General features: G+C 67.3%; 28 protein-coding genes. 15 read left to right on the top strand and 13 right to left on the bottom strand.

Annotation, left to right across the window (positions count from 1 at the left end; genetic code table 11):
- Position 1 precedes the first annotated feature (1 nt).
- Positions 2–589, bottom strand: coding sequence for an imidazoleglycerol-phosphate dehydratase HisB (gene hisB / locus RH91_RS08555; protein ID WP_010162263.1), 588 nt, complete (start codon positions 587–589; stop codon positions 2–4).
- A gap of 71 nt (positions 590–660) precedes the next feature.
- Between hisB and RH91_RS08550 the strand changes: the two genes are divergently transcribed.
- The 4 genes from RH91_RS08550 to gmk all read left to right on the top strand — a co-directional run bounded on the left by RH91_RS08550 (position 661) and on the right by gmk (position 3586).
- Positions 661–1143, top strand: a complete 483-nt coding sequence (locus RH91_RS08550) for an SspB family protein (protein ID WP_010162262.1) — start codon at positions 661–663, stop codon at positions 1141–1143.
- 46 nt (positions 1144–1189) lie between these two features.
- Complete coding sequence (gene fumC, locus RH91_RS08545; RefSeq protein WP_010162260.1) at positions 1190–2575, top strand: class II fumarate hydratase; 1386 nt, start codon at positions 1190–1192, stop codon at positions 2573–2575.
- A gap of 85 nt (positions 2576–2660) precedes the next feature.
- Positions 2661–2882: a hypothetical protein gene (locus RH91_RS08540; protein WP_010162259.1), complete on the top strand. Its 222-nt coding sequence runs from the start codon at positions 2661–2663 to the stop codon at positions 2880–2882.
- Between the two features lie 47 nt (positions 2883–2929).
- Entirely contained in the window at positions 2930–3586 is a 657-nt protein-coding gene (gene gmk, locus RH91_RS08535; protein ID WP_029623714.1) for a guanylate kinase, read from the top strand.
- Between the two features lie 152 nt (positions 3587–3738).
- On the opposite strand, the gene RH91_RS08530 is transcribed toward gmk, so the two are convergent.
- The 6 genes from RH91_RS08530 to crcB all read right to left on the bottom strand — a co-directional run bounded on the left by RH91_RS08530 (position 3739) and on the right by crcB (position 7628).
- A complete protein-coding gene (locus tag RH91_RS08530; RefSeq protein WP_010162257.1) occupies positions 3739–4431 on the bottom strand; it encodes an ATP12 family chaperone protein in 693 nt (230 codons plus the stop codon).
- On the bottom strand, positions 4428–4649 hold the full coding sequence (locus RH91_RS08525; RefSeq protein ID WP_010162256.1) for a hypothetical protein: 222 nt from the start codon (positions 4647–4649) through the stop codon (positions 4428–4430). The genes RH91_RS08530 and RH91_RS08525 overlap by 4 nt, the downstream gene beginning before the upstream one ends.
- Entirely contained in the window at positions 4646–5323 is a 678-nt protein-coding gene (locus tag RH91_RS08520) for an HAD-IA family hydrolase (protein ID WP_010162255.1), read from the bottom strand. The genes RH91_RS08525 and RH91_RS08520 overlap by 4 nt, the downstream gene beginning before the upstream one ends.
- Positions 5324–5375: 52 nt before the next feature.
- Positions 5376–5975, bottom strand: coding sequence for an FMN-binding negative transcriptional regulator (locus RH91_RS08515; protein WP_037478647.1), 600 nt, complete (start codon positions 5973–5975; stop codon positions 5376–5378).
- Positions 5976–6135: 160 nt separating this feature from the next.
- Positions 6136–7257, bottom strand: a complete 1122-nt coding sequence (locus RH91_RS08510) for an RluA family pseudouridine synthase (RefSeq protein WP_010162252.1) — start codon at positions 7255–7257, stop codon at positions 6136–6138.
- A complete protein-coding gene (gene crcB, locus RH91_RS08505; RefSeq protein ID WP_026046763.1) occupies positions 7254–7628 on the bottom strand; it encodes a fluoride efflux transporter CrcB in 375 nt (124 codons plus the stop codon). Before crcB ends, RH91_RS08510 begins: the two co-directional genes overlap by 4 nt.
- A 152-nt stretch (positions 7629–7780) precedes the next feature.
- Here crcB and RH91_RS08500 point away from each other — a divergent pair, with 152 nt between their 5' ends.
- The 3 genes from RH91_RS08500 to RH91_RS08490 are packed head-to-tail and all read left to right on the top strand — an operon-like array spanning position 7781 to position 9105.
- Positions 7781–8011, top strand: coding sequence for a hypothetical protein (locus tag RH91_RS08500; RefSeq protein WP_442852543.1), 231 nt, complete (start codon positions 7781–7783; stop codon positions 8009–8011).
- A 51-nt stretch (positions 8012–8062) separates the two neighbouring features.
- Positions 8063–8743 carry an EI24 domain-containing protein gene (locus tag RH91_RS08495; protein WP_010162249.1) on the top strand — a complete coding sequence of 227 codons (681 nt, stop codon included), beginning with the start codon at positions 8063–8065 and terminating at the stop codon, positions 8741–8743.
- Positions 8740–9105, top strand: coding sequence for a hypothetical protein (locus tag RH91_RS08490; RefSeq protein WP_010162248.1), 366 nt, complete (start codon positions 8740–8742; stop codon positions 9103–9105). Before RH91_RS08495 ends, RH91_RS08490 begins: the two co-directional genes overlap by 4 nt.
- Before the next feature lie 476 nt (positions 9106–9581).
- Here RH91_RS08490 and queG read toward each other — a convergent pair whose 3' ends face one another.
- A complete protein-coding gene (queG, locus tag RH91_RS08485; protein WP_029623713.1) occupies positions 9582–10781 on the bottom strand; it encodes a tRNA epoxyqueuosine(34) reductase QueG in 1200 nt (399 codons plus the stop codon).
- A gap of 36 nt (positions 10782–10817) precedes the next feature.
- Here queG and RH91_RS08480 point away from each other — a divergent pair, with 36 nt between their 5' ends.
- The 4 genes from RH91_RS08480 (at position 10818) to msrB (ending at position 14847) form a co-directional block, all read left to right on the top strand.
- Entirely contained in the window at positions 10818–11741 is a 924-nt protein-coding gene (locus RH91_RS08480; protein WP_010162246.1) for an ABC transporter ATP-binding protein, read from the top strand.
- Positions 11738–12997 carry an ABC transporter permease gene (locus tag RH91_RS08475; RefSeq protein ID WP_010162244.1) on the top strand — a complete coding sequence of 420 codons (1260 nt, stop codon included), beginning with the start codon at positions 11738–11740 and terminating at the stop codon, positions 12995–12997. The genes RH91_RS08480 and RH91_RS08475 overlap by 4 nt, the downstream gene beginning before the upstream one ends.
- Before the next feature lie 31 nt (positions 12998–13028).
- Entirely contained in the window at positions 13029–14276 is a 1248-nt protein-coding gene (locus RH91_RS08470; RefSeq protein ID WP_010162243.1) for a cytochrome P450, read from the top strand.
- 79 nt (positions 14277–14355) lie between these two features.
- Entirely contained in the window at positions 14356–14847 is a 492-nt protein-coding gene (gene msrB, locus RH91_RS08465) for a peptide-methionine (R)-S-oxide reductase MsrB (protein WP_010162242.1), read from the top strand.
- 139 nt (positions 14848–14986) lie between these two features.
- On the opposite strand, the gene RH91_RS08460 is transcribed toward msrB, so the two are convergent.
- A complete protein-coding gene (locus tag RH91_RS08460) occupies positions 14987–15775 on the bottom strand; it encodes an SDR family oxidoreductase (protein ID WP_010162241.1) in 789 nt (262 codons plus the stop codon).
- A 213-nt stretch (positions 15776–15988) separates the two neighbouring features.
- Entirely contained in the window at positions 15989–17134 is a 1146-nt protein-coding gene (locus RH91_RS08455) for an acyl-CoA dehydrogenase family protein (protein ID WP_010162240.1), read from the bottom strand.
- Positions 17135–17291: 157 nt separating this feature from the next.
- Between RH91_RS08455 and RH91_RS08450 the strand changes: the two genes are divergently transcribed.
- Both RH91_RS08450 and RH91_RS08445 read left to right on the top strand, forming a co-directional pair.
- Entirely contained in the window at positions 17292–18125 is an 834-nt protein-coding gene (locus tag RH91_RS08450; RefSeq protein WP_010162239.1) for an SDR family NAD(P)-dependent oxidoreductase, read from the top strand.
- Positions 18122–19564, top strand: a complete 1443-nt coding sequence (locus RH91_RS08445) for an MFS transporter (protein ID WP_010162238.1) — start codon at positions 18122–18124, stop codon at positions 19562–19564. Before RH91_RS08450 ends, RH91_RS08445 begins: the two co-directional genes overlap by 4 nt.
- Positions 19565–19603: 39 nt before the next feature.
- On the opposite strand, the gene RH91_RS08440 is transcribed toward RH91_RS08445, so the two are convergent.
- Positions 19604–20050 carry a hypothetical protein gene (locus tag RH91_RS08440; protein WP_010162237.1) on the bottom strand — a complete coding sequence of 149 codons (447 nt, stop codon included), beginning with the start codon at positions 20048–20050 and terminating at the stop codon, positions 19604–19606.
- A 214-nt stretch (positions 20051–20264) separates the two neighbouring features.
- On the opposite strand from RH91_RS08440, the gene RH91_RS08435 reads away from it, so the two are divergent.
- On the top strand, positions 20265–20807 hold the full coding sequence (locus RH91_RS08435; protein WP_010162236.1) for a CHAP domain-containing protein: 543 nt from the start codon (positions 20265–20267) through the stop codon (positions 20805–20807).
- A 26-nt stretch (positions 20808–20833) separates the two neighbouring features.
- On the opposite strand, the gene RH91_RS08430 is transcribed toward RH91_RS08435, so the two are convergent.
- Positions 20834–21451 (bottom strand): retropepsin-like aspartic protease family protein, encoded by a 618-nt coding sequence (locus RH91_RS08430; protein ID WP_010162235.1) that lies wholly within the window; start codon positions 21449–21451, stop codon positions 20834–20836.
- 311 nt (positions 21452–21762) lie between these two features.
- Here RH91_RS08430 and RH91_RS08425 point away from each other — a divergent pair, with 311 nt between their 5' ends.
- Positions 21763–23310, top strand: coding sequence for a hypothetical protein (locus tag RH91_RS08425; RefSeq protein ID WP_232283443.1), 1548 nt, complete (start codon positions 21763–21765; stop codon positions 23308–23310).
- Positions 23311–23319: 9 nt separating this feature from the next.
- Here the strand turns inward: RH91_RS08425 and RH91_RS08420 are convergent, their stop codons facing one another.
- Positions 23320–25578: an NADP-dependent malic enzyme gene (locus tag RH91_RS08420; RefSeq protein WP_010162233.1), complete on the bottom strand. Its 2259-nt coding sequence runs from the start codon at positions 25576–25578 to the stop codon at positions 23320–23322.
- Positions 25579–25663 lie beyond the last annotated feature (85 nt).

Raw genomic sequence — 25663 nt, 5'->3', positions numbered from 1 at the left:
CTCAGAGCGTTCCCTTGGTGCTGGGAATCGCGTCGGCCTTGCGCGGGTCGATCTCGACCGCCTCGCGCAACGCGCGCGCAACGCCCTTGAACGCGGCCTCGGCGATGTGGTGGTTGTTGCTGCCGTACAGCGTCTCGATGTGCAGCGTGACCCCCGCGGTCTGCGCGAAAGAATGGAAAAAATGTTCGAACATTTCCGTATCCATCTCGCCCAAGCGCTTCTGCGAGAATGCGGTCTTCCACACGAGATACGGCCGGCCCGAAATGTCGATCGCGACGCGCGTCAGCGTCTCGTCCATCGGCGACAGCGCGTCGGCATAGCGGCGGATCCCGCGTTTCTCGCCCAGCGCCTTGAGCACCGCCTCGCCGATCGCGAGTCCGGTATCCTCCACCGTATGATGTTGATCGATATGAAGATCGCCGACCGTCTTGATGTCCATGTCGATCAGCGAATGGCGCGAGAGCTGTTCGAGCATGTGATCGAAGAAGCCGACCCCGGTGGAAACGGCGTAGCGGCCAGTGCCATCGAGGTTGACGGTGACGTCGATCGAGGTTTCGCTGGTGCGGCGGAAGATCGTGGCGGTGCGCATCGCCTTCCCATAACGGTTCTTTACACCCGTGCAATCTTGACCCGAAAGCAAAGGGCGCTACCCAAGGGCAGATGAGTGATGGTCTTCCCGATAGCCTGATTCCCTATGACGATATCGTCCAGGAAGCGCTGCGTGCCGTGGTGGGCCGCGTCCTCGGTTCGGTTGCCGAAAGCGGCGGATTGCCGGGCGAGCACCATTTCTACATCACCTTCAAGACCCAGGCCCCCGGCGTCGACATTCCGACCCGGCTGATGGAGCGGTTCCCCGACGAGATGACGATCGTCATGCAGAACCGCTATTGGGATCTGCTGGTCGACGAGACGAAGTTCTCGGTGGGCCTGAGCTTCAACCAGGTGCCGTCGAAGCTGGTGATCCCCTATTCGGCGATCACCGGGTTCAGCGATCCCGCGGTCAATTTCGAGCTGCGCTTCCAGGCGGCGGAAGGCCCCGAGGGCCCCGAACCGCACGAGGAAGCCGAGAATGACGGCCCGACCGCAACCCCGATCGAGGACGGGTCGAACGTCGTCGCGGTGGATTTCAAGCGCAAGAAATAAGCCCTCCGGTCCCCGCTGATGGGAGCGGGGGCAATGGAGACTGGCGATGACCGACACCCGTACCGAAACCGATTCGCTCGGCCCCGTCGAGGTTCCGGCCAGCGCCTATTGGGGCGCGCAGACACAGCGCTCGATCGAGAATTTCCCCTTCCCCGCGACCGAGCGGATGCCGCTCGCGATCGTCCATGCGCTCGGAATCGTGAAACAGGCCGCCGCGCGGGTGAACCGCGCGCACGGGCTTCCCGCGGACATTGCCGAACAGATCGAATCGGCCGCCGCCGAAGTCGCGGCGGGTACGCTCGACGATCAGTTCCCGCTGGTCATCTGGCAGACCGGGTCGGGCACCCAGACCAACATGAACGTCAACGAGGTGATCGCCGGGCGCGCCAACGAGCAGCTGACGGGCACGCGCGGCGGCAAGACGCCAGTCCACCCGAACGATCACGTCAACAAGAGCCAGTCGTCGAACGACAGCTTCCCGACCGCGCTGCATATCGCCGCGTCGATCGGCGTGACCCAACGCCTCTTCCCCGCGCTCGACCGGCTGCATGCAGCACTCGACGCCAAGGCACGCGCCTGGAGCGGGATCGTCAAGATCGGACGGACGCATCTGCAGGATGCGACGCCGGTCACGCTCGGGCAGGAATTCTCGGGCTACGCCAACCAATTGTACCGCTGCCGTCGGCGGATCGACCCGGCGGTGACGCATGGCACCAACCGGCTCGCGCAGGGCGGGACCGCGGTTGGCACCGGGCTCAACGCGCCGGAAGGGTTCGCGCGCGACATCTGCCTGGTGATTTCAGAGATCACCGGCCTGCCGTTCCACCCCGCGCAGAATCCGTTCGAGGCGCTCGCGTCGAACGATCCGATCGTGCAATTGTCGGGGACGCTCAATACGCTCGCGGTCGCGCTGACCAAGATCGCCAATGACATCCGCCTGTTAGGTTCCGGCCCGCGTTCGGGGCTGGGCGAGCTGCACCTGCCCGAGAACGAGCCGGGCAGTTCGATCATGCCGGGCAAGGTCAACCCGACCCAGTGCGAGATGCTGACTATGGTCGCCGCCCAGGTGATCGGCAACCACCAGGCGATCACGATCGGGGGCTTGCAGGGCCATCTCGAACTCAACGTGTTCAAGCCGATGCTCGGCGCGGCATTGCTCCGCTCGATCGATCTGCTCGCGGTCGCGATGGAAAGCTTCGCGGAACGCTGCGTCGAGGGGATCGAACCCGACGAGGCGCGAATCGCCGAGCTGGTCGACCGCTCGCTGATGCTCGTCACCGCGCTCGCGCCCGAGATCGGCTATGACAATGCCGCGAAGATCGCCAAGCACGCGCATCACGAGGGCCTGACGCTGCGCGAGGCGGGGCATGCGCTCGGATTGGTCGACGATGCGACGTTCGACCGGCTGGTGCGGCCCGAAACCATGGTCTGATCGCGCGGTGTTCCGGCGCAGGCCGGAACCCATTTGGAACCAACGTCGCGCCCGAACGCTACCGCTCCCGACAAAGGAGACTATCATGACCGTAACGAGACTCATCGGCGCCGCCATCGGCGCAGCCATCGACGGGTCCAGCGGCGACGACAGCAGCATCGACGGTGCCATCGAGGGCGCGATCGCGGCCAAGGTGATCACCGCGATCATCCCGCTCGCGCTTACCTTCGCGACCGGCTGGTTCGTCCTGCGCGGCATCGGCAAGCTCAAGGACGGCGTATTCGGCACGGATGCCGCGCAGCGCTGAACGTCGGATGGGTTGACGCATACCCCGTGCCCGCGCCACTAGCGGGCATGCCCGACCATCGTTCTTCCCAGCCCAAGAGCTTCAAACGCCGCGGACTGATGTTCGTCCTGTCCTCGCCTTCGGGCGCGGGCAAGTCGACGATCGCCAATCGCCTGCTCAAGGAAGAGCACAACAAGCTCAAGATGTCAGTGTCCTACACGACCCGCCCGATGCGAAAAGGCGAAGTCGAAGGCAAGGACTATCATTTCGTCGACAAGGAAACCTTCCGTCACATGGCGGAGGACGACCAGTTCCTCGAATGGGCGCGGGTGTTCGACGAGCGCTACGGCACCCCGCGCGACACCGTGTTCAAGGATCTCGAGAACGGACAGGACATTCTGTTCGACATCGACTGGCAGGGCGCGCAGCAATTGTTCCAGCTCGCGGGCGGCGACGTGGTGCGCGTGTTCATCCTGCCGCCCGGTCTCAAGACGCTGCGCGACCGGCTCGAGAAGCGCGCGACCGATTCGCAGGAGGTCATCGACCGCCGCATGGACCGCGCGCTCGCCGAGGTGAGCCATTGGGACGGCTATGATTACGTGCTGGTCAACGACGATCTCGATGACTGCTACGAGTGCGTCCAGACGATTTTGACCGCGGAACGGCTGAAGCGCTCGCGCCAGCGCGGGATGATCGGGTTTATTCGCCGGCTGCCGGAGAAGTAAGGGCGGTTTGCGGGGCGACACTCCCAATTCTTCCGTCATTCCCGCGCAGGCGGGAATCCATTAGCGCCGTCGGTCGCGTACTGCGTGGTCAGCCAGTATGGATCCCCGCCTCCGCGGGGATGACGGTGAGGGGGTGGCCATAGCCACCCAGCTTACCCCCCCAGCAACTCCAGCATCCGCACGCCACCCCCAAAGTCACGCCGCCGCGCGGCGATTCCCGCCTCGGCGAGCGGATCGCGCCCCCAGCGTTCCGCCTGATATTCCTCGTCGAACGTTACCGCGTCCCACACCTGTTCCGGAGTCGCGGCCTGCTCGACCAAAGCGAGCGCCGCAATCAGCGAGCCCCCGATCGTTACCACCGGCGACAGCGCCGCCAGCGTGAACGCATCGCGCGCCGCAATCGCCTCCGCCAGCCGCGCAAGCGTCACCACAGGCTGCGCGCGGTGCAGGATTCCCGTCGCGACCTCGATATGCACGTCGTAGCGCGCCCGCGCCCAGTCGAGCAGCGGATCCCATGCCGCCGCCTGTCGCGCGACCAGATCCTCGGGGGAATCCGCGCGGTAACAAAGCAGGTCGCTCTCGCCGTACTGCGCAAGGCCTGCGGCGAACAGGGCAGGGTCCGCGCCGACGCGGTCGATCGCGGCATTGCCCAGCCCGGTCAGCGGCATCGCGCGCGGGTCGATTTCCGCCCCCTCCTCGACCGAACGCCATTCGTCCGCAACGGCTTCCGCCAGTGCCGCGGTCGGCAGCGTCAGCGGCACGCGCCCCGGCGTGCGGAGCGGGCGGTCGTCGAGTCGGATCCCGCGCTCGGCATCGACCGCGACCTCTTTCCAGAACCGCTTCATGGTTGCTCCGGACTCCGCCAGCGCCGCGCAAGCGCGCGCGGGACGATCGCGATCAGCAACAGTGCGGAAATCACCAGCGCGGTGCCGATCGCCTTTGGCACGGTCGAATCGCCGCGCGCGATCAGGATCAGCCCGAGCAACGCGCCCGCCACCCCCAGCAGCCGCGTGCCGATCATCGTGAAATAGCGGTTGCGCGCGGTGGTATCGGGGTCGGTCATCGGGGTGCCATCAATCCGGGGAGCGACGCGACCGTCACCGCGACAGCATGCGCGCCCGCGTCGGTGAGTTCCTCCGCCGGGTGATAGCCCCACGCCACCCCCAGCGCACGCGTCCCCGCCGCGCGGGCCATCAACATGTCGTAGCTGGTGTCGCCGATCATCACGGTCGTCTCGGGCACCGCGCCCGCATCCGCCATCGCGGTCTCGATCATCGAGGGATGCGGCTTGGACGGGTGGCGGTCGGCGGTCTGGAGCGTGATGAAATGCGCGGCGATCCCGTGATGCGCGAGGATATGCGCAAGGCCCCGGTCGGACTTGCCGGTCGCGACGCCGAGCTTCCAGCCGTCCGCGGCAAGATGATCGAGCACATCGAGGATGCCGTCGTACAGCGGCTCCGCACTCATCGCGCCCGAGGTCCGCATCTTGAAGAACGCCGCCTTGTAATCGTCGGCCAGGCTGCGGTGCAGCGCGGGGTCGCCTTCGGGGAGCAGCATCTGCATCGCCTCGACCAGGCTCAGCCCCACGATCCGACGGATCGCCGTGCGATCGGGCGCGACGAGCTTTGCGCCGGTGAACGCTTCCTCGACCGATCGGCAGATATTGTCCTGGCTGTCGACCAGCGTGCCGTCACAATCGAACAGCGCGAGGCGGGCGGGGGAGAGTATTCTTGTCATGATAAGCTTCCTTCTCCGCCGAAGGGCGCAAGGGGATGCGATGCTAGGTGCATCATGCGTTCCGCATCCAATGCGCGATCCCGCGACGGCCCGCCGCCTCGATCGCGTCCGCCGCCGCCAAGCGCGCCGCTTCCGGCTTGTTCTGCCCGAGCTTCGTCGTGCCCCGCCACGCCTGCACGGTGAGCGTGAACCCGATGATCCCGCGCGTCATTCGGTCGAACAGCGCCGGGTCCATCTTCGCGCGGGTCCACGGCGTCTTGGGCGCGAGCCGATCCTCCTGCAGCGCCGACACCCGGTCGACCTGATCGACCAGCCCGTCGTGGTCGAGCCTCGCCATGCGGCCTTCCAGTTCGACCGCGACGTAATTCCACGTCGGCACCTGATCGGGGCCGAGGCCGTACCAGTCGGGGCTCACATAACCGTCCGGCCCCTGAACCACGAACAGCCCCGTCGCGCCGTCGAGATGCCGCGCGATGCCGTTGCCGCGCGCGACGTGGAAGGCAAGCGTGTCGTCATCGCACCAGACCACCGGAATATGCGCCACGCGCGGACCGTCCGGCGTTGCCGCGAACAGCGTGCCAAACCCGAGTTCGCCCACGAGCGCGCGCATCGCGGTGCGATCCTCCCAGCGAAAGGCCGGATCGGGATGCATCAGCCGAACGGTGCCTGCGCAGCCGCGCACACCGTCCCGTCACCCCGGCCTCGTGCCGGGGGCCACCGTGCAGCTCGTCCAACGGCTCCGGGGAAACGTTCAGCGGTAGACCCCGGGACAAGCCCGGGGTGACGGTCGATCGTAACCCGTCCGATCCCGCTCACGTCGCCGAACCGCGCCGCCGCCGTTCGCCCTTGCGATCCTTGCGGTAGGTCTTGGCGTGCTGGCGTGCTTGCTGCTTTTTCACCTCACGGCTCGGCGGCGGGGGCGATTCGAGCGGCATCATGTTGCCCAGCATCTCGTCGAACCCGAGCTGCTTGAGGCTCTCGGAGAAATGCGTCGGCAGTTCGGCCTGGACGTCGATCGCGCCGCCGTCGGGGTGGTCGATCCGGATCCGGCGCGAGTGCAGATGCATCTTGCGCGAGATGTTGCCGGTCAGGAACGCAGCCTGCCCGCCGTACTTGCCGTCACCGACGATCGGATGCCCGATCGCCGCGAGATGGACGCGCAGCTGATGCGTGCGCCCGGTGTGCGGGATCAGCTCGAGCCACGCGGTGGTCGTCCCCGCCATCTCGATCACGCGGTAGCGCGTACGGGCGGGGCTGCCTTCCTTCTCGTCGACGTGCATCTTCTCGCCGCCGGTGCCGGGCTGCTTGGCGATCGGCAGTTCGATCATCCCGTCCTCGATCGACGGCACGCCGACGACCAGCGCCCAATAGGTCTTACGCGCGGTCCGCGAGGAGAAGGACTTGGAGAAATACGCCGCCGCGCGCGCGGTCCGCGCGATCAGCAGCGCGCCCGACGTGTCCTTGTCGAGCCGGTGGACCAGCTTGGGGCGGCCCTCCATGTCGTCCTGCAACGCATCGAGCAGACCGTCGACATGCTCGATCGTCTTGGTCCCGCCCTGCGTCGCGAGACCGGGCGGCTTGTTGAGGACGATCGCCTGCGCATCGCGGTGGATCACCATTTCGCGCGCGAAGGTAATCTCGTCGTCGCTCAGCGGCGGACGCTCGCGCTTGACCGGGGCGTCGACGCGCACCGGCTCGGCCGGGGGCACGCGGATCGCCTGGCCGGCGACGACATGGTCGCCGGGCTTTGCGCGTGCGCCATCGACGCGGAGCTGCCCGGTGCGCGCCCATTTGGCGACCGTGGTATAGCTCGTGTCGGGCAGATGCCGCTTGAACCAGCGATCGAGCCGGATCCCGTCATCGTCGGCACCCACGCTGAACTGGCGGACGTCGCTGGTGGCCTTGCTGGGTTTTTCGGGAGTTTTCGTGGTCATGCTGCGATCCGGGTAAGCCAGAGGCCGGCGAACAGCGCCAGCACCGCGCCGAGGACCGACGCAAGGACGTAGCCGAGCGCGGTCATCCACGCATCGCGCTCGACCATCGTCACGACCTCGAGCGAGAAGGAAGAAAAGGTTGTAAAGCCGCCGAGAACCCCGACGCCGAGCAACAGCCGCGTATTCTCGGTGCCGCCGACGCGCGCGAGCACGCCCATCAGCACGCCCATCGCGAACCCGCCGATGAGGTTGACCGCAAGCGTGCCGTACGGAAAGAGCGGGCCGAACGCGGCGACCGCGCCACGCCCGACGAGATAGCGCGCCGCGGTGCCGACAGCACCGCCCGCCATGACAAGAAATAGCTGAACCATTGCGGCTGCGTTAGCGTGGAATGACGCCTTCGTCACCCCGGCAGCGGAACGCGGGATCAGGCGCTGTCGTTCGCGACCGGATCGGCGTCGATCCCGATCCTCAAACGGACGTTGCCCTTGCGCAACCATTCCCCATTCATCATGTTGCTGAGATGGGTATGATCGTAAACATCGTTTCGGTTCTGTGCGGGCTGTGCGCGCTGCCGGTCGCGCTCGTCGGGCTGATCCCCTTCTTCGGGATCGCCAATTATCTCGCGATCCCGATCGCGGTCGTCGGCGTGGTTCTCGGCCTGCTGTCGGGGCACAGGAGCGGGCGCAACTTCAACATCTTCGTCCTGATCGTCGCGGTGGTCCGCCTGATGCTCGGCGGCGGGCTGATCTGACGCAGCAGGACCGCAATTCCTGTCGCGGCGGATCTGCGCTAGACGCTGCCCATGTTGCGTGCCTTCCTCCTGTCGCTCGGCCAGCTTGGCGACCGCAAGATCCTTGCGGTGTTCGTCAAGTCGCTCCTCGTCACCGTCCTGCTGATCGCCGTGCTTGGCGCAGCCCTATGGTATGCCGCGGCACGGCTTGCCGCGCGCTGGGGATGGGATTCGACCGCGGGTGGGCTGCTCGGCGCGGCGGCATTGCTCGCGGCGTTCGGGCTGAGCTGGCTGCTGTTCCGCGCGATCGCGATCGGGGTAATGGGCGCGTTCGCGGATGACGTCGTGATCGCGGTCGAGGCGCGGCATTATCCCGCAGCCCTCGCGACCGCGCGCAACGTCTCGACCGCGCGCGGGATCGGGCTCGGGCTGCGCTCGGCGGGCCGCGCGATCCTCGTCAATTTCGCGCTCGCGCCGATCTATGTCGCACTGCTCGTCACCGGGGTGGGCACGTGGCTGCTGTTCTTCCTCGTCAACGGCTGGCTGCTCGGGCTCGACCTCGGGCAGATGGTCGCGGCGCGCCACATCCCGTCTGCGCTGATGCGAGACTGGCGCAAGACCGGTGCGGTCGAGCGGTTCGCGCTGGGGGTTGCGGGGACCGCGCTGTTCATGGTTCCGGTACTCAACCTGTTCGCGCCGATCCTCGGCGCGGCGATGGCGACGCATCTGTTCCACGAAGGACGTTCCGCATGACAAAACTCGCCGGATCCGCGATTGCGCTGGCGCTGCTCGGCGGCTGCGTATCGGCGACGCCCAGTGTCCAGACCTCGCGCGCGCCGCTGATCCCGATTCCCGCCGGGACCGGGCTCGGCCAGGTCGTCGGCGCGACCGCGGCGAGCCTGACGCGGATGTTCGGCACGCCGCTCGCCGACGTGCGCGAGGGCACCGCGCGCAAACTCCAGTTCAGCAACGCGACCTGCGTGCTCGACACGTATCTCTACCCCAAGGGCAATGGCGAGCCGGTGGTGACCTATCTCGACACGCGCCAGACCGACGGCTCGCCAATCGACCGCGCGAGCTGCGTGGGGGCGTTGCAGATCGGGCGGCGGAAGTAGAGGGGGCGGAGGAAGCGTTCAAGGGCGGCCTTCTTCTTGCCCCTCCCCTTCAGGGGAGGGGTAGGGGGTGGGGCAGTGCCTCGCAGAGAACGCGCTCTGCTGAACTCCCCCACCCCAACCCCTCCCCTGAAGGGGAGGGGCTTTAGGCCTCCTTCCCGCCCCTTCAGGGAAGCGGGTTGACCCTTCTTGCCCCTCCCCTTCAGGGGAGGGGTTTTACGCTTCTTGCCCCTCCCCTTCAGGGGAGGGGTCGGGGGTGGGGCAGTGCCTCGCAGAGAACGCGTTCTGCTGCACTCCCCCGCCCCAACCCCTCCCCTGAAGGGGAGGGGCTTTAGGCCTCCTTCCCGCCCCTTCAGGCAGGCGGTTTGCCCCTTCTTGCCCCTCCCCTTCAGGGGAGGGGTAGGGGGTGGGGCGGTGCCTCGCAGAGAACGCGTTCTGCTGCACTCCCCCACCCCAACCCCTCCCCTGAAGGGGAGGGGCTAAGTAAGGCGCTCCAGCGCCCATGCCGCGGCTTCCGCCACCACCGGATCCGGGTCATCGAGCAACGCCCGCACCGGCCCCGCCAGCCCGGGATCGCCGCTGTTCCCCGCCGCGATCAGGCAGTTGCGCATCATCTTGTTGCGCCCGATCCGCTTGATCGGCGAGCCCGAGAAGACCTGCCGGAACCCCGCATCGTCGAGCGCGAGCAGATCCCCCAGCGCGGGCGCGACCAGCTCCGCGCGCGGCAGGAACGCGCGGTTCGCCGCCGCGCTTTCGGCGAACTTGTTCCACGGGCACACCGCGAGGCAATCGTCGCAGCCATAGATACGGTTGCCGATCGCGGCGCGGAATTCATGCGGGATCGGCCCTGCATGTTCGATCGTCAGATACGAGATGCACCGCCGCGCATCGAGCCGGTAGGGCGCGGGGAAGGCATCGGTCGGGCAGGCGCGCTGGCACGCGTCGCACGATCCGCAACGGTCGATGACGCGGGCTTCCTTGCGCTCCCCCTCCTCCTGCTTCCCCGGCGAAGGCCGGGGCACAGTAGGGATGTCGCTGGATATCAAGCGCTGCGCTTCGCCATGATCGGCCCTCGACTGGGCCCCGGCCATCGCCGGGGAAGCAGAAGAGTAGAGAGGCGTATCGTCCTCGAACACTTCCGCCTCGAGCGTCGTATAGATCGCCCCCAGGAACAGCCACGAGCCATGCTCGCGGCTGACCAGATTGGTATGCTTCCCCTGCCACCCCAGCCCCGCCGCGGCGGACAACGGCTTTTCCATGACGGGCGCGGTATCGACGAACACCTTGAGGTCGGTTCCCGGCACCTCCGCCACCAGCCAGCGCGCGAGCGCCTTGAGCGCGCGCTTGACCACGTCGTGATAATCGCCCCCCTGCGCATAGACCGAGATCCGCCCGATCCCGCCCTCCCCCGCCAGTGCGAGCGGGTCGGTCTTGGGCGCATAGCTCATCCCCAGCGCGATCACGCTGCGCACTTCGGGCCACAGTGATGCGGGCGTATGGCGCTGATGCGCGCGCTCCTCCATCCAGATCATCCCGCCGTGCAGCCCGGCATCGAGCCATTCGCGCAGCCGCGCGGCAGTCTGCGGTGCGGCATCGGCGCGCGTGACCCCGCAGGCGACGAAGCCGAATTCGGCCGCTTTCGCCTGAAGCCTTTGCAACAGCGTCTTGTCTTCCTGCATCACACCCCGCTACCACGGGGACGGCTATCGGGGGAATTGGCGTTGGGGCAGGAACGCGCGGTCGACGCATCGGGGCTGGTCAAGCTGTTCGGCGGGCGACGCGTCGTCGACGGCGTCGACATCGTCGTGCCGAAGGGCGCGATCTACGGGGTGCTCGGGCCGAACGGCGCGGGCAAGACGACGACGCTGCGGATGCTGCTCGGGATCATCGAACCCGACGCGGGAAGCCGCACGCTGCTCGGGCATGATCGCCCGCGCGAGGTGAGCGACCGGGTCGGCTATCTCCCCGAGGAACGCGGGCTCTATCCCGCGATGCGCGCCAAGGATGCGATCGCGTTCATGGGCGCTTTGCGCGGGCTCGATCTCAAGACCGGGCGCAGGCGCGCGGTCGGGCTGCTCGAGGCGGCGGGGCTCGGCCATGCGGTCGACACGCGGATCCGCAAATTGTCGAAGGGGATGGCGCAGCTCGTCCAGTTGCTCGGCTCGGTCGTCCACCAGCCCGACCTGCTCGTGCTCGACGAACCGTTTTCGGGGCTCGATCCGGTCAACCAGGAACGGCTCGAGGCGCTGATCCTCGCCGAGCGCGACCGTGGCGCGACCGTGCTGTTCTCGACACACGTGATGGCGCACGCCGAACGCCTGTGCGACCGGCTCGCGATCATCGCGGGGGGCAAGCGCCGGTTCGAGGGAACGGTCGCCGATGCGCGGGCGCTGCTCCCGATGCGCGCGCTCTACACCCCGACGCGCGACGACCCAGGCGTCGCAGCGCACCTCCCCGCCGATGCCGAGCATGTCGGCGATGGCTGGCGCTTCACCGTTCCCGACGACGGGGTCGAGCGCGTGCTCGCCACGCTGATCGCCGCGGGGCATGGCATCTCGGGCCTGTCGATCGAGCGGCCATCGCTCCACGACGTGTTCGTCAAGGTCGTCGGCAAGGCCGCGCTAGAGGGCAAGCAATGAGCCGGTTCCGCATCCTGCTCCGCCAGATCTGGACGATCGCGCGGCGCGACTTCGTCGCCACGGTGTTCACGCCGACCTTCCTGATCTTCCTGCTCGCGCCGGTGGTGATGGGGTCGTTCGGCGCGATCGGCGGGCTTGGCGCGGATGCCGCGCAAAAGGGCGCGGACGCCAAGACGCGGATCGTTGCGATCGTCGACCCGGCACGCAGCGCCGATATCGCCGCGCTCGACCTGCGGTTGCGGCAGCTCTACCGCAACCCGGACGAGGCACCGCCGCTGCTCCAGACCGAAGCGCCGGGCGCCGACCCGGCCGCGCAGGCGCGCGCGCGGTTCGACGACACGCGGATCGATGTCGTGGCGGTGCTCTACGGCCCGCTCGTCACACCGCAGGTACTCCACACTCCGACGAGTGCCCGCGCGGGCGACTATCTCGCCGCGCTCGCCGAGCAGATGCTGCGCGCCGACCGCAGCGGCGTGGCTCCGCTCAGCACCGTAACCAAGACGATCGTCTCCCGGCGCACCTCGTCGCTGCGCGGCGCGAACGCGTCGGGCTTCTTCGCGGTGTTCGCCTTGTTCTTCCTCACGCTGCTGCTCGCGGGGCAGGTCGTCAGCGGGGTTGCGGAGGAGCGCGGCAACAAGGTGATCGAGGTGCTCGCCGCCGCGGTCCCGCTCGAATCGGTGTTCTTCGGCAAGCTGCTCGGCACGTTCGGGGTCGCGGTGCTGTTCCTGCTGTTCTGGGGCACGCTGCTCAGCCAGGCGACGCTGCTGCTCCCGCCGACCTTCGCGACGGGCCTTTCCGGACTGACCCCGACGATCGGCCTGCCGCTGTTCACGCTGCTGTTCTTCGCCTATTTCACGATGGCGTACATGCTGCTCGGCGCGGTCTTCCTCGGGGTCGGCGCGCAGGCGGCGAGCGTCCGCGAAATCCAGTTGCTGTCGCTCCCGATCACGCTGATCCAGGTCGCGATGTTCGGGCTCGGCGCGGTCGCGGTGTCGAAGCCCGACAGCTGGATCAGCACCTTCGCCGCGATCTTCCCGCTTAGCTCGCCTTATTACATGGCGGGCCGCGCGGCGCAGTCGGCGAGCCTCGGCGTCCACGTGCTCGCCTTGCTGTGGCAGGCGCTGTGGGTCGCGATCTTCATCGCCATCGGGGTCCGCGCGTTCCGGCGTGGCGTGCTGCAATCGGGGAGCGGGAGCTTCCGCTGGAAGCGCCGCCGGGCCGTCCAGGAGAACGCTGTTGACATGGGTGTCAGTTAGAGGTTCTCTTCCCCAAAAAGGGAGAGAGCCTATGGCGACCGCAGCGATCGAGTCGGACCCCGTCAGCGTGATGCCGGTGGACCCTTTCGATGTCAGCCGACCCGAGCTGTACCGCGACGACCTGTGGCACGCGCCGTTCCGCGAACTCCGCGCGACCAGCCCGGTCCACCGTGTCGAACATTCGGACTTCGGGGCCTATTGGTCGGTGTCGAGCTACAAGCCGATCGTCGCGGTCGAATCGCTCCCCGATCTCTATTCCAGCCAGGCGGGCGGGATCACCATCGCCGATTCCATCGAGGATCGCGGCGACGTGAAGATGCCGATGTTCATCGCGATGGACCGGCCCAAGCACACCGGGCAGCGCCGCACCGTCGCCCCCGCCTTCACCCCTTCCGAAATGGTGCGGCTGACCGAAACCATCCGCGCGCGCACCGCCGAGATCCTCGACGGGCTCGACTGGAACACCCCGTTCGACTGGGTCGACCGCGTCGCGGTCGAGCTGACCACGCAGATGCTCGCGATCCTGTTCGACTTTCCCTGGGCGGACCGCCGCAAGCTCACCTTCTGGTCGGACTGGGCGGGCGATGTCGAACTCGTCAAGACCGCCGAGCTGCGCGCGCAGCGGTTGCAGCACATGTATGAATGCGGCGGCTATTTCCAGAAGCTGTGGAACGACAAGGTCGGCAAGGAACCCACCCCCGACCTGATCTCGATGATGATCCACTCCGACGCGATGGCGGAAATGGACCAGCTGGAGTTCCTCGGGAACCTGATCCTGCTGATCGTCGGCGGCAACGACACGACGCGCAACACGATGAGCGCGGTCGCCTACGGGCTCGACCAGTTCCCGGAAACGCGCGCGAAGCTGGAGGCGGACCCCGGGCTGATCCACAATGCGGTGCAGGAAATCATCCGCTGGCAGACCCCGCTCGCGCACATGCGCCGCACCGCCACCACCGATACCGAGTTGGAAGGCCAGCGGATTGCCGCGGGGGACAAACTGATCCTCTGGTACATCTCCGCCAATCGCGACGAGAGCGTGTTCGAGGATGCCGACCGCATCCTGGTCGACCGGCCCAATGCGCGCCGCCACCTCGCCTTCGGGCACGGCATCCATCGCTGCGTCGGCGCGCGGCTCGCCGAGCTGCAGGTTTCGGTGCTGCTCGAGCAAATGGCGAAGCGGCGGATGCGGGTCAACATGCTCGGCGCGCCCGAGCGGGTCTCGGCATGCTTCGTCCACGGCTATCGCAAGCTGCCGGTCGAGATCACCCGCTATTGAGCTGCGTCCGCTTGGCGACGGGGCGCGTAACTCCCACATGGGGTGCAACGGCCCCCGTTACCGAGCAGGACATTTTTCGATGCATGACCGCCGCCATTTCCTGACGCTCGCCGGATCGGGCGTCGCCGCCTTCGCGCTGTTCGGCTGCAAGGGCGCGACCGCGAGCCCGCCCGAGACGTTCGAAGTCACCCTCAGCGACGCCGCGTGGAAGAAAAAGCTGTCGCCCGCCGCCTATCAGATCCTGCGCCGCGAAGGGACCGAGACGCCCTATACGAGCCCGCTCAACAACGAGCATCGCGCGGGGACGTTTTCCTGCGGCGGCTGCGCACTGCCGGCATTTACCTCCAAGACCAAGTTCGACAGCGGCACCGGCTGGCCGAGCTTCTGGGCACCGCTGCCGAATGCGGTGCGGACCCGGGTCGACGGGTCGTTCGGCATGGCGCGGACCGAAGTCCATTGCCGCCGCTGCGGCGGGCATCTCGGGCATGTGTTCGACGACGGCCCGAAGCCGACCGGCAAGCGCTATTGCATGAACGGCGCAGGCATGACGTTCGCGCCGGGCAAGGCGTAACGGTCCAGACACACCGCTTCCCGACGGAGTCTCGCGAAACGTGAGACGTGTGTTTTGCGTGCCCCGCAGGGGGTGATGCGGCGGCGTCCCCGGGGTCGGACAGTATTTCTCTCCTTCTCCCGGCGACGCGCCGCAGCTCTCAGGCGTCGATGCTCGTTCCGAGCGCGGCGTGGACCAGCCCGCCGTCGACCGTGATCGTGTCGCCGACCACATAATCCCCCGCGCGGCTCGCAAGGTAGATCGCGGCACCCGCCATGTCCTCGTCGACGCCGATGCGCTTGGCAGGGATGCTCCGCGCGATCGCCTCGCCATGGTCTCGCGCGGCCTTGTTCATCTCGCTGGCAAAGGCACCCGGCGCGATCGAGGTGACGTTGATGTGGTCGGTCACAAGGCGCGCCGCCATCCGCTTGGTGAGATAGATCAGCGCCGCCTTCGACGCCTGATAGCTATAGGTCTCCCACGGGTTTAGCCGCTGTCCGTCGATCGAGGTGATGTTGATCACCTTGGCCGGGCGGCCTGCGCTCGCGGCGGCCTTGAGCGGTTCGTGGAGCGCCTGCGTCAGGAAGAAGGGCGACTTGACGTTGAGGTCCATCACCTTGTCCCAGCCCTTTTCCGGGAACGCCTCGAACGGCTCGCCCCAGGCGGCACCCGCATTGTTGACGAGGATGTCGAGCCGGTCGGTATGCTCGGCGAGTTGCGCGGCGAGCGCCTTGCAGCCCGCGACGGTCGACACGTCCTGCGGCAACGCGATGCAATTTTCGCCCAGTTCGGCGGCAGTTTCGAAGCAGACTTCGGCCTTTCGCGCCGAAATATAGACGGTCGCGCCTTGCGCGATGAAGCCCGCCGCGATCATCTTGCCGATCCCGCGCGAGCCCCCGGTGACGAGTGCGATGCGGCCGTCGAGCCGGAACAGGTTGGTCGTGTCCATAATTTCTTCTCCCTCTCCCGCTTGCGGGAGTTTTGTGGAACGGCGGGTCGGTCGGGTCCCCCGGACCCGACCTGCGGAATGCCGGGGGCATTTCGCTCCCGCCGTTCCACAAAACTGGCCGGGGAGAGGGCAGTCTCTCCACGACCCTATCGCTGGTTGTTGCCGGACTGCCCCTCTCCCCGACCCTCTCCCCGCAAGCGGGGAGAGGGAGATTTACCCCCCCCGTTTGATCGTCTCGCGCGCGATGATGATCTGCTGGATCTGGCTGGTGCCCTCGTAGATGCGGAACAGCCGGACGTCGCGGTACAGCCGCTCGATCCCGTAATCCGCGATATAGCCTGCACCCCCGAAGATCTGCACCGCGCGATCGGCGACGCGGCCGACCATCTCGCTCGCATAATATTTGGCGGCGGCGGATTCCATCACCACGTCCTTGCCCGCATCCTTCGCGGCGGCGGTCTCGAGCACCATCGCGCGCGCGACCAGCGCCTCGGTCTTCGAATCCGCGAGCATCCCCTGGATCAACTGATGCTCCGAAATCGGCTTGCCGAATTGCGTCCGGCTGGTCGCATAAGCGACGCAATCCGCGATCAGCCGCTCGGCCACGCCGACGCACACCGCCGAGATATGCAGCCTCCCGCGATCGAGCACGCGCATCGCGATCTTGAAGCCTTCGCCCTCCGCCCCGAGCCGGTTCTCCGCCGGCACGACGACATCGTCGAAATGGACGTCGGCGACCTTCGCGCCCTTCTGCCCCATCTTTTTCTCGGGCTCGCCGATGCTGACCCCGGCAAGATCGCGCGGGACGAGGAAGGCGGACACGCCGCGCGCGCCGGGCTGTTCGCCGGTGCGCGCCATCACGGTGAACAGGTCGGCCTTGTCGGCGTTGGTGATGTAGCGTTTCGTCCCCGACAGCCGATACGCCTGCCCGTCGAAGGTCGCGCGCGTCTTCACCGCGCCCGAATCGCTTCCGACTTCGGGCTCGGTCAACGCGAAGCTGGTGATGATCTCGCCGCTCGCGATGCGCGGCAGCCATGCCGCCTTCTGCTCGGGGGTTCCCGCCATCACAAGGCCCTGGCTGCCGATTCCGACATTGGTCCCGAAGGTCGAGCGGAACGCGGGCGTGGTGCGACCAAGCTCGATCGCGACGCGCGCTTCCTCGAGCATCGTCAGCCCGAGCCCGCCATACGCTTCATCGATCGACAGGCCGAACAGCCCCATCTCGCGCATGTCCTGCACGACGTCGGCGGGGATCGCGTCATCCGCCTCGACCTGCGCCTCGAGCGGGCGGAGCCGTTCGGCGACGAACCGGCGAACCGTGTCGATCAGCGCATCGAAGGTTTCGGGGTCGAGTGCCATGAATCCTCTCGCATCGTAACTGGGGGCGAAGTCGTTCCGACGGCGATGCCGCAAACCGCCGCCGCCCGCAAACCCGAAATTCCAAAATCATCATCAACGTGGCGCATTGACCAGCTAAACCCCCGTACTAGTATGACCAAAAGTACAGGAGAGCAGGATGCGTTTTGCGGGCAAGCGGGCCGTCGTCACCGGCGGGGCCTCGGGGATCGGCCGCGCAACCGCGCTTCGGCTGGCACGCGAGGGTGCCGAAGTCTGGATCGGCGACATCGACGAGGCGGGCGGCGCGGAAGTCGCCGACACGTCGAACGGGCGAATCCACTTCCAGCGGACCGACGTGCTCCAGGCGGGTGAGATCGAGGCGCTGATGCACGCCGCCGATGCCGCGGGCGGGCTCGACGTGGTGTTCAACAATGCGGGCGCTGGCGGATCGCGCGAGTCGATCGATGCGATCTCGCCCGAGGATTGGGACCGGACGCAAGCACTGCTGCTGCGCTCGGTCGCGCTCGGGATCCGCTATGCCGCTCCGTTGATGATCGCGCGCGGGCACGGCGGGGCGATCGTCAATACGTCGTCGGTGGCGGCGCTCCAGACCGGCGCCGCGCCGACCGCTTACTCGGTCGCCAAGGCGGGCGTGCTCCACCTCACCACGCTTGCCGCCGCCGATCTCGCGCAGCACCGGATTCGCGTCAATGCGGTGTGCCCGGGGTTCATCACGACCAACATCTTCACCTCCGCGCTCGGCATCGCAGGCGAGAAGCGCGATCTGGCGAACGGGATGATCGGCCAGGCGGCGGCGCAGGCGCAGCCGCTCCAGCGCGCGGGGACATCGGACGATATCGCGGCGGCGGTCGCCTATCTCGCAAGCGAGGATGCATCGTTCGTCACGGGGACGCGGATCGTGGTCGATGGCGGGCTGACGATCGGCCCGCGGCACAGCTGGGACCCCAAGGCCCCCTCGATGTTCGCTGCACTGGAAGCGTTCGCTTCGTGACCCCCGGCTCGGTCGGGCCGCTCGTCGCGCCCCCCGCGCGGCGGCTGTCGGCGCGGAGCCGTCTGTCGTTCGGGATCGGGTCGATCGCATATGGCGTCAAGGACAATGGTTTCGCGACCTTCTTGCTGTTGTTCTACAATCAGGTGATCGGCCTGCCCGCCGCGTCGGTCGGGCTCGCGATCATGGCGGCGCTGGTGGTCGAGGCGTTCGTCGATCCTCTGGTCGGCTATCTGTCGGATCATACGCGCGGGCGGTGGGGGCGGCGGCATCCGTGGATGTATGCCTCTGCGCTGCCGGTCGCGATCGGGTGGCTGTTGCTGTGGAACCCGCCCGCCCTGTCGCAGGGCGCGATGCTGCTCTACGTGTTCGGCAGCGCGCTGCTGGTGCGGGTCGCGCTGTCGATGTTCGAGATCCCGGGCGCTGCGCTCGGTCCCGAGTTGAGCGCGGATTATGACGAGCGGACTCGGCTGTTCTCCTATCGCTATCTGTTCGGCTGGGGTGGCGGGCTGGCGATGCTCGCGCTGGCCTATGGCGTCTTTCTCGTCCCCGATGCGACGCATCCGGTCGGGACGCTCAACGCGGATGGCTATTCCCGGATGGCGGTCGTGGCGGCACTGGTGATGGCGACGTCGATCCTCGTCTCCTCGGTCGGGCTGCACCCGGAGATCCCGCGATTGCCGCAAGTGCCGCGCTCGGACGAGACGTTCGCGGAGCATCTGCGCGATTTCGGGCGCACGGTGTGGAACCGCGGGTTCCTGTGGCTGATGGCGGCGGGGTTGTTCGCGTATACCGCGCAGGGCATCTCGTTCGCGCTCTCGCTGTACATGTACCAGTTCGTCTGGGTGTTCGCGCAGGGGGATTATAATTACCTGTCGATCGCGCTGATGGCGGGGGCGCTCGGCGCGTTCTTCCTCGCGCCGGCCTTGACGCGCGGCGGGGACAAGCCACGCAGCGCGATGGCGCTGTCCTTCTGCGCGGGATGTTTGCTGACAGCCCCGTATCTGCTGCGGTTCGCAGGGGTGTTCCCCGAGCCCGGGTCGCCGCTGCTGCTCCCGGTGCTGCTGACGATCTTCGCCGCGAATACCGCGTGCGGGGTTTCGGCGTTCATCCTCGGCGCGGCGATGTTGTCCGACGTGGTCGAGGATTCGGAGGTGCGCACAGGCAAGCGCTCCGAAGGCGTGTTCTTCGCGGGCGGGTTCTTCGTGCAGAAGCTGGTCGGCGGGCTCGGGATCTTCGTCGCGGGGCGGATCCTCGCGTTCGCGGCGTTTCCGGCGGGGGCAAAGCCGGGGCTGGTGCCGGTCGCGACGATCGACCGGCTGACCGTGGTGTTCGTGGTGCTGGAGCTGGGGTTCTACGTCGCGGCGGGGCTTTGCTACGCGCGCTTCCCGTTCGGGCGGGCGGAGCATGATGCGCGGTTGCGGGCGAGTTCGGCGGCGTGACCGCCGGGTGCCCGCCGCGTTCTTACCCCCCGGATAGCCCTAACCCGCGATCGGCCGGATGAACCCGGTCAGCGCCCAGCCCGACTTGCACGGCCCGGCATAAGGCCGTGGAGCGGCAATCGGAGCGGCGACGCCGCACTCCGATCCATCGGCGGGCACCACGACGATCCCCTGCCAGCGCTGGTCGAGCGAGCGCGTGCAGCGGAACACCCGCGTTCCCGCGCCGAGCCGCGCGACTTCGTCCGCCTCCGCGAAGGGGGCGGCGCGCAAGGGGAGATACGCCTCGCCGCCGGGCGACAGGTTGACGACCTCGCCCAGCCCCGCGCACGCCTGGAACGCGGAGCCGCCCTCGCCGATCTGGACCGGTTGCACGCCGGGCGCGGGCGCGGTGGTGTTGGTATCGTACAGGCCCGCATCGTTGCCGAATCCTCCGCCGGGCGAGCAGGCGGCAAGCAGCAGGCATAACGCCGTAGCGGTTCGGTTCATGGCAATGATTCCTAGCCCCGATCCAGCCGCTTGGCGAGCAGGATCGTGTTTCGCGGGGCTGTCGGCAGGCCGCGAAATGGCAGTCATCGCGCGCCCAACTCGCTTCATCGGAAAAGGTTCCGTTCATCGGGGAGCAAGGGTTTTCATGCGGCCTGCGACCTGCTTTGACAGGATCAACGACGACCTAGACCAGTTTCAAGACCGTGGGGGTCCCATGAATTTCAAGGCTTTGACAGCGTGCTTTGCGCTGATGGTCGCGTGCGGCCTGATGACGGCGACCCCGGCGATGGCGCAGTTCTGGCAGTGCGCGCCCTACGCCCGGCAGATTTCGGGGATCGAGATCCGCGGCAATGCGAACACCTGGTGGTCGCAGGCCGCCGGCCATTATGCGCGCGGCCATGCCCCCAAGGTCGGCGCGGTCCTCGCCTTCACCGCAACCAACCGGATGCGCCTCGGCCATGTCGCGATGGTCAGCGAAGTCGTCAGCGACCGCGAAGTCCTGCTGACTCACGCCAACTGGTCGCACCGCGGCGGGATCGAGCGCGACGTCCGCGCGATCGACGTTTCGCCGAACGGCGACTGGAGCATGGTCAAGGTCTGGTACGGTCCGCAGGGCGACCTCGGCACCTCGGCTTATCCGACCAAGGGCTTCATCTATTCCGATCACGCCCCGACCGGCGACGATGCGGTCGAGCAGGAGACCAAGGCGCCGATCGTGCTCGCGTCGCTCGACATGGGGACGACGGTCAGCTTCTGAGGCGGCCCGCACCAGCGGCCGCTCGCTCACCCCTGCGGGTGATGCGGCTGCAGGATCAGCACCCCGTCCTCGACCCGCCACGATTTCAGGCGCGACAGGAAATTCATCCCAACCACGTTCATGTCGCCAAAGGCGGGGGACACCACCACCGGCACGTCGCGCGCGACGACGTTGCCGATCCGGATCTCGGGCACGGTCGCGGTTTGCGCGGCGACGGTGCCGTTGGCGGTCTGCATCATCACCGGCATCATCGCATCGCGCGGTTCGATCCCTGCCGCGGCGGCGGTATCGGCGCTGAGCGCGGTGACGGTCGCGCCGCTGTCGACGAGCATCCGCTTCTCGTAATCGCCGATCTTTACGCGCACCCAGAAATGCCCGTCGGGCGACATGTTGACTCGCGTTTCGCCGCCGACCGCCTGTTGCTGCCCCATCTGGAAGCGCTGCGCCATCCGCGCGAACATCGGGTCGAACTGCGCGCGTTCGGACAGGATCACCAGCACCAGCACGATCGACCCGGCGGTGAACGCGAACGACACCAGCCGACCGATGAACGGCACCCGCCGCGCGACGATCATCACCGCGACGACACCGGCGATCAGGAGATACAGCGGCGCGTGGCCGCCAAGGTCAGGGAGCGCGTTCACGCCCCGAAGATAAGAACCCGCCCGGGCTTTCGAAAGACCGGGCCACGGCCCCTTCGCGCTATTCCCTCGCCGCACGCGGCCGCTCGACCCCGCGGGTTGGCGATCCGGCGGAGGTGCCGACACTCAAACCATCGCGGCGCTGCCGAGCGCGCGGGACAGGCCGGCCACCCGCTCGCACCGGGATCGACCACGTCCCGCGCCGGGGCAGGCTAGCGATCGGCCTTGAACGACAACGGGATATTGCTGCGAACTCAACGGTCAGGCACCATCGCACGATCATCCCGTGGCAAAGGGGACACCACGACGTGCGCATGATTTCTCTTCTGGTTGTTCTGGCGGCGACGGCAAACATCGGTGTTGCCTGGGGACAACAGACAGATCCCCAGCCGCTCCCCAGCGAACAGTCTGCACTGCCGGTGCTCGCTCAATATGGCACGGCGCCGAGTCAGGCGGCCGGTCTGGCTATCCTCGATCGCGCGCTGGCGTTGCTGCCACAACCGACCGCGTTTCGCGGTCAGGTGGTGTGCACGCGCGCGGCCCTGCTGGACGCGATGGAACGCGCGACGGAGTCGCGAGCGGGGTATGACCAATGCCGGCAATTGCGTCCGGACGACCCGAATGTCCTGATTCCGATCGCTCTCGACGAATCGACCCACCAGCGACCGGTCGAAGCCGCACGGCTGTTGATGCACGCCGCCGCCCAGCATGCGTCCGGGCTCGATGCGGTCGACCCCGGAACAATGGGCACCATCGACCGGCAGCTCCGGTACATCGACCGAGGCAGCGTCGCGAACGACCTGATCGCCGGGCTGGTAGCCGCCGGATACCCGCGAAACGACCCTTCCACGCTCTCGAGATACACCACGATCGCCATCGTGAACCGGTTGCGCGCCGCCGATACGGCGGGCGCGACGCAACTCCTGCCGACGATCCTTTCGCCGAGCGACGGGATTGCCATGCTGATCGATCGCAAGTTCGCGCCGATCGGGCCCGCGATCGAACAATGGGCGGGCAGCGACCTGTCGGTCCAGCGGCGCGCGCTACTGTCCGCGACCCGCGCCGCATTCGAGATTTCGAACACGGACGAGGCGCGGCTGCGCTTTGCCGACGCTTTGGTGGAGACGGGCCACGACCGGGAGGCGATCGCTCTCATCGACGAATGGCTGTTGACCCCGGCCACGCCGGATACTGCGTGGGACCGCAACATGGCGATCATGCATCAGGGGCGCTGGCTGGCCGAGCAGGGCAAGCACGCCGAGGCCATCAAGCGGATGCGCGCCGCCTTGGACGTTCCGGCTCCACTTGCCGTCGGAAGCGAGAATATCACGCCGAACCTCGTCAGGCATCTGCTGTTCGTGCGCGATTATGCCGGCGCGATCGACGTTCTCGACCACCATATGCCGACCAGTGACCACGTGGAGAGCCCGGCGACGATGGGCTATTTCGTCGCGTTGCGCGCGTGCGCGCTGGAGGGGCGGGGAAAGCACGCCGAGGCGGTTGCCGAACACCAACGGCTGGATGCGCTGTACCGGGGCAATCTCGGCGCCCAGAACCTCGCCGTCGCATGTCTGGGCTCGGTCGAGGAGCAGGCGCAATGGTGGCTGAAACGCGTGCAGCAGCAGGACCATACCGAAACGCTGGTCAGCCTGGCTGCGGCGCGATACGCCAAGGCGAACCATTTGCCGCCGGTGTCGCTCGAGGACGCCATGTTGCGCCGGATCGAGAACCGGCCCGACATACGGCGGGTCTATCTGGAACTGGGCCGCGACCTGCCCGAACGCTACGCGCCCGGCCTGGACGATTTCAGGGCGGCCCCGCTCCCGCCCCGGCGGACACCAGCACCGGTGTCCGCCACCTGACGGAGTCGCTCAGCGCGCGATTCCGCCCGCCGCCAGCACCGCGAGTGTCACCAGTTCGCTCGCGGTCGAGGTCATCGGCGCGATCTGGACCGACTTTTCCATGCCGACCAGCATCGGCCCGATCACCGCGTCGCCGCCAAGCTCGCGCAGCAATTTGGCGGAGATGTTGGCGGATTGCAGGCCCGGCATGATCAGCACGTTCGCTGGCCCCGACAGCCGCGCGAACGGGTAGTTCGCGAGCTGCTTGGGGTTGAGCGCGACGTCAGGGGCCATTTCGCCCTCATATTCAAACCCGACCTGCCGCCCGTCAAGCACGCCGACCGCGGCGCGGATATTGTCGAGCCAATTGCCCTCGGGGTTGCCGAAGGTCGAATAGCTGAGGAACGCGACGCGCGGTTCATGCCCCATCCGGCGCGCGACCAGCGCGGTCTGCTCGGCGATGTCGGCGAGTTCCTCGGCGGTCGGGCGCTCGTTGACGGTGGTGTCCGCCATGAACACGGTGTGGCTCTGCCCGACCATCAGGTGGATCCCGAACGGGGTGCGCCCCTCCGCCGGGTCGATCACGCGGCGGATCTCGCGCATCGTGTGCGCATAGGTTCGCGTGATGCCGGTGATCATCGCATCCGCTTCGCCTAGCTGGAGCAGCACCGCGCCGAAGATATTGCGATCCTGGTTGATCATCCGCTCGCAATCGCGGCGCAGATAACCGCGCCGCTGAAGGCGTTCGTACAGGAAATCGACCATCCGCGGGACGAGCGGGGAATTGCGGCTGTTGTGCAATTCGTAGCTGTCGGGATCGGCGACGCCGAGCGAGCGCAGCCGGTCCGGGACGTCGTCGCGCCCGACCAGCACTGGCGTGCCGTAACCGCCATCCTTGAACGCGATCGCCGCGCGCAACACGACTTCCTCTTCGCCTTCGGCGAACAGCACGCGCTTGGGATGCGCCTTGGCGCCTTCATAGGCGAGCGTCAGCACGGACGTCGTCGGGTTGAGGCGGGCCTTCAGTTTCTCGCGATACGCATCGAGGTCGAGGATCGGCTTGGTCGCGACGCCCGAATCCATCGCCGCCTTGGCGACCGCGACGGGGATGATCTCCATCAGCCGCGGATCGAACGGCGTCGGGATGATATATTCGGGGCCGAAGGTGTGGTGCACGCCGTACGCGACCGCGACTTCCTCGGGCACCTGCTGCCGCGCGAGCGCCGCCAGCGCGCGCGCGGCGGCAAGCTTCATCTCGTCGTTGATCGTCGTCGCGCGCACGTCGAGCGCGCCGCGGAAGATGAACGGGAAGCACAGGACATTGTTGACCTGATTGGGGAAATCCGAACGCCCGGTGGCGATGATCGCGTCGGGTCGCGCCGCCTTGGCTTCGGGCGGCGTGATCTCGGGATCGGGATTCGCCATCGCGAAGATGATCGGCTTGGGCGCCATCTTCATCAGCTCGTGCGCAGGCAATGCGCCCGCCGCCGAAACCCCGATGAACACGTCCGCGCCGTCAAGCGCCTCGGCGCGGGTCCGCTTGGTCGTGTTGACGGCGTGCGCCGACTGCCACTGGTTGATGTCCTCGCGACCCTGATAGATCACGCCCCCCAGGTCGATCATCGTCAGATGGTCGCTCGGCAGGCCCATCGTCTTGATCAGCTCGGCGCAGGCGATCGCCGCCGCGCCCGCGCCGTTCATCACGACCCGGGTCGTCTTGATGTCGCGCCCGGTCAGGAACAGCGCGTTGATCAGGCCCGCCGCGCAGATGATCGCGGTGCCGTGCTGGTCGTCGTGGAACACCGGGATATTCATCTTGGCGCGCAGCGACTGCTCGATGATGAAGCATTCGGGCGACTTGATGTCCTCGAGGTTGATGCCGCCGAAGCTCGGCTCCATCAGCTCGATCGCGTCGATCAGCCGGTCCGGGTCCTCGGTCTTCAATTCGATGTCGATCGCGTCGACGTCGGCGAAGCGTTTGAACAGGACGGCCTTGCCCTCCATCACCGGCTTGGACGCGAGCGCGCCGAGATTGCCCAGCCCGAGGATCGCGGTCCCGTTGGAGATGACCGCGACGAGATTGCCCTTGGCGGTATAATCATAGGCAAGGCTCGGATCGGCGGCGATCGCCAGCACCGGGACCGCGACCCCGGGCGAATAGGCGAGCGCCAGGTCGCGCTGCGTCGCCATCGGCTTGGACGCGATGATCTCGATCTTGCCGGGCCGCCCTTCCGAGTGGAACAACAGCGCCTCGCGCTCGGAAAACTGGACGTTTGATTCTTCGGACATGGGGGGCGCACTCCTGAATAGCGCTGCCTTAAGCAGAGTTTGCCCGGATGGGAACGCCTTCAGTCGACGCTACGGCGATCGAGGC

The organism is Sphingomonas sp. PAMC 26617, assembly GCF_000242835.1.
Classification (GTDB): Bacteria; Pseudomonadota; Alphaproteobacteria; order Sphingomonadales; family Sphingomonadaceae; genus Sphingomonas.
This window is presented reverse-complemented; position numbering and strand designations above follow the sequence as displayed.

What these genes read in the sequence shown, in the direction of transcription:
- hisB (WP_010162263.1), bottom strand. Translation starts at nt 589, where the DNA reads ATGCGCACCGCCACGATCTTCCGCCGCACCAGCGAAACCTCGATCGAC.
- RH91_RS08550 (WP_010162262.1), top strand. Translation starts at nt 661, where the DNA reads ATGAGTGATGGTCTTCCCGATAGCCTGATTCCCTATGACGATATCGTC.
- fumC (WP_010162260.1), top strand. Translation starts at nt 1,190, where the DNA reads ATGACCGACACCCGTACCGAAACCGATTCGCTCGGCCCCGTCGAGGTT.
- RH91_RS08540 (WP_010162259.1), top strand. Translation starts at nt 2,661, where the DNA reads ATGACCGTAACGAGACTCATCGGCGCCGCCATCGGCGCAGCCATCGAC.
- gmk (WP_029623714.1), top strand. Translation starts at nt 2,930, where the DNA reads ATGCCCGACCATCGTTCTTCCCAGCCCAAGAGCTTCAAACGCCGCGGA.
- RH91_RS08530 (WP_010162257.1), bottom strand. Translation starts at nt 4,431, where the DNA reads ATGAAGCGGTTCTGGAAAGAGGTCGCGGTCGATGCCGAGCGCGGGATC.
- RH91_RS08525 (WP_010162256.1), bottom strand. Translation starts at nt 4,649, where the DNA reads ATGACCGACCCCGATACCACCGCGCGCAACCGCTATTTCACGATGATC.
- RH91_RS08520 (WP_010162255.1), bottom strand. Translation starts at nt 5,323, where the DNA reads ATGACAAGAATACTCTCCCCCGCCCGCCTCGCGCTGTTCGATTGTGAC.
- RH91_RS08515 (WP_037478647.1), bottom strand. Translation starts at nt 5,975, where the DNA reads ATGCATCCCGATCCGGCCTTTCGCTGGGAGGATCGCACCGCGATGCGC.
- RH91_RS08510 (WP_010162252.1), bottom strand. Translation starts at nt 7,257, where the DNA reads ATGACCACGAAAACTCCCGAAAAACCCAGCAAGGCCACCAGCGACGTC.
- crcB (WP_026046763.1), bottom strand. Translation starts at nt 7,628, where the DNA reads ATGGTTCAGCTATTTCTTGTCATGGCGGGCGGTGCTGTCGGCACCGCG.
- RH91_RS08500 (WP_442852543.1), top strand. Translation starts at nt 7,781, where the DNA reads ATGGGTATGATCGTAAACATCGTTTCGGTTCTGTGCGGGCTGTGCGCG.
- RH91_RS08495 (WP_010162249.1), top strand. Translation starts at nt 8,063, where the DNA reads ATGTTGCGTGCCTTCCTCCTGTCGCTCGGCCAGCTTGGCGACCGCAAG.
- RH91_RS08490 (WP_010162248.1), top strand. Translation starts at nt 8,740, where the DNA reads ATGACAAAACTCGCCGGATCCGCGATTGCGCTGGCGCTGCTCGGCGGC.
- queG (WP_029623713.1), bottom strand. Translation starts at nt 10,781, where the DNA reads ATGCAGGAAGACAAGACGCTGTTGCAAAGGCTTCAGGCGAAAGCGGCC.
- RH91_RS08475 (WP_010162244.1), top strand. Translation starts at nt 11,738, where the DNA reads ATGAGCCGGTTCCGCATCCTGCTCCGCCAGATCTGGACGATCGCGCGG.
- RH91_RS08470 (WP_010162243.1), top strand. Translation starts at nt 13,029, where the DNA reads ATGGCGACCGCAGCGATCGAGTCGGACCCCGTCAGCGTGATGCCGGTG.
- msrB (WP_010162242.1), top strand. Translation starts at nt 14,356, where the DNA reads ATGCATGACCGCCGCCATTTCCTGACGCTCGCCGGATCGGGCGTCGCC.
- RH91_RS08460 (WP_010162241.1), bottom strand. Translation starts at nt 15,775, where the DNA reads ATGGACACGACCAACCTGTTCCGGCTCGACGGCCGCATCGCACTCGTC.
- RH91_RS08455 (WP_010162240.1), bottom strand. Translation starts at nt 17,134, where the DNA reads ATGGCACTCGACCCCGAAACCTTCGATGCGCTGATCGACACGGTTCGC.
- RH91_RS08450 (WP_010162239.1), top strand. Translation starts at nt 17,292, where the DNA reads ATGCGTTTTGCGGGCAAGCGGGCCGTCGTCACCGGCGGGGCCTCGGGG.
- RH91_RS08440 (WP_010162237.1), bottom strand. Translation starts at nt 20,050, where the DNA reads ATGAACCGAACCGCTACGGCGTTATGCCTGCTGCTTGCCGCCTGCTCG.
- RH91_RS08435 (WP_010162236.1), top strand. Translation starts at nt 20,265, where the DNA reads ATGAATTTCAAGGCTTTGACAGCGTGCTTTGCGCTGATGGTCGCGTGC.
- RH91_RS08425 (WP_232283443.1), top strand. Translation starts at nt 21,763, where the DNA reads ATGATTTCTCTTCTGGTTGTTCTGGCGGCGACGGCAAACATCGGTGTT.
- RH91_RS08420 (WP_010162233.1), bottom strand. Translation starts at nt 25,578, where the DNA reads ATGTCCGAAGAATCAAACGTCCAGTTTTCCGAGCGCGAGGCGCTGTTG.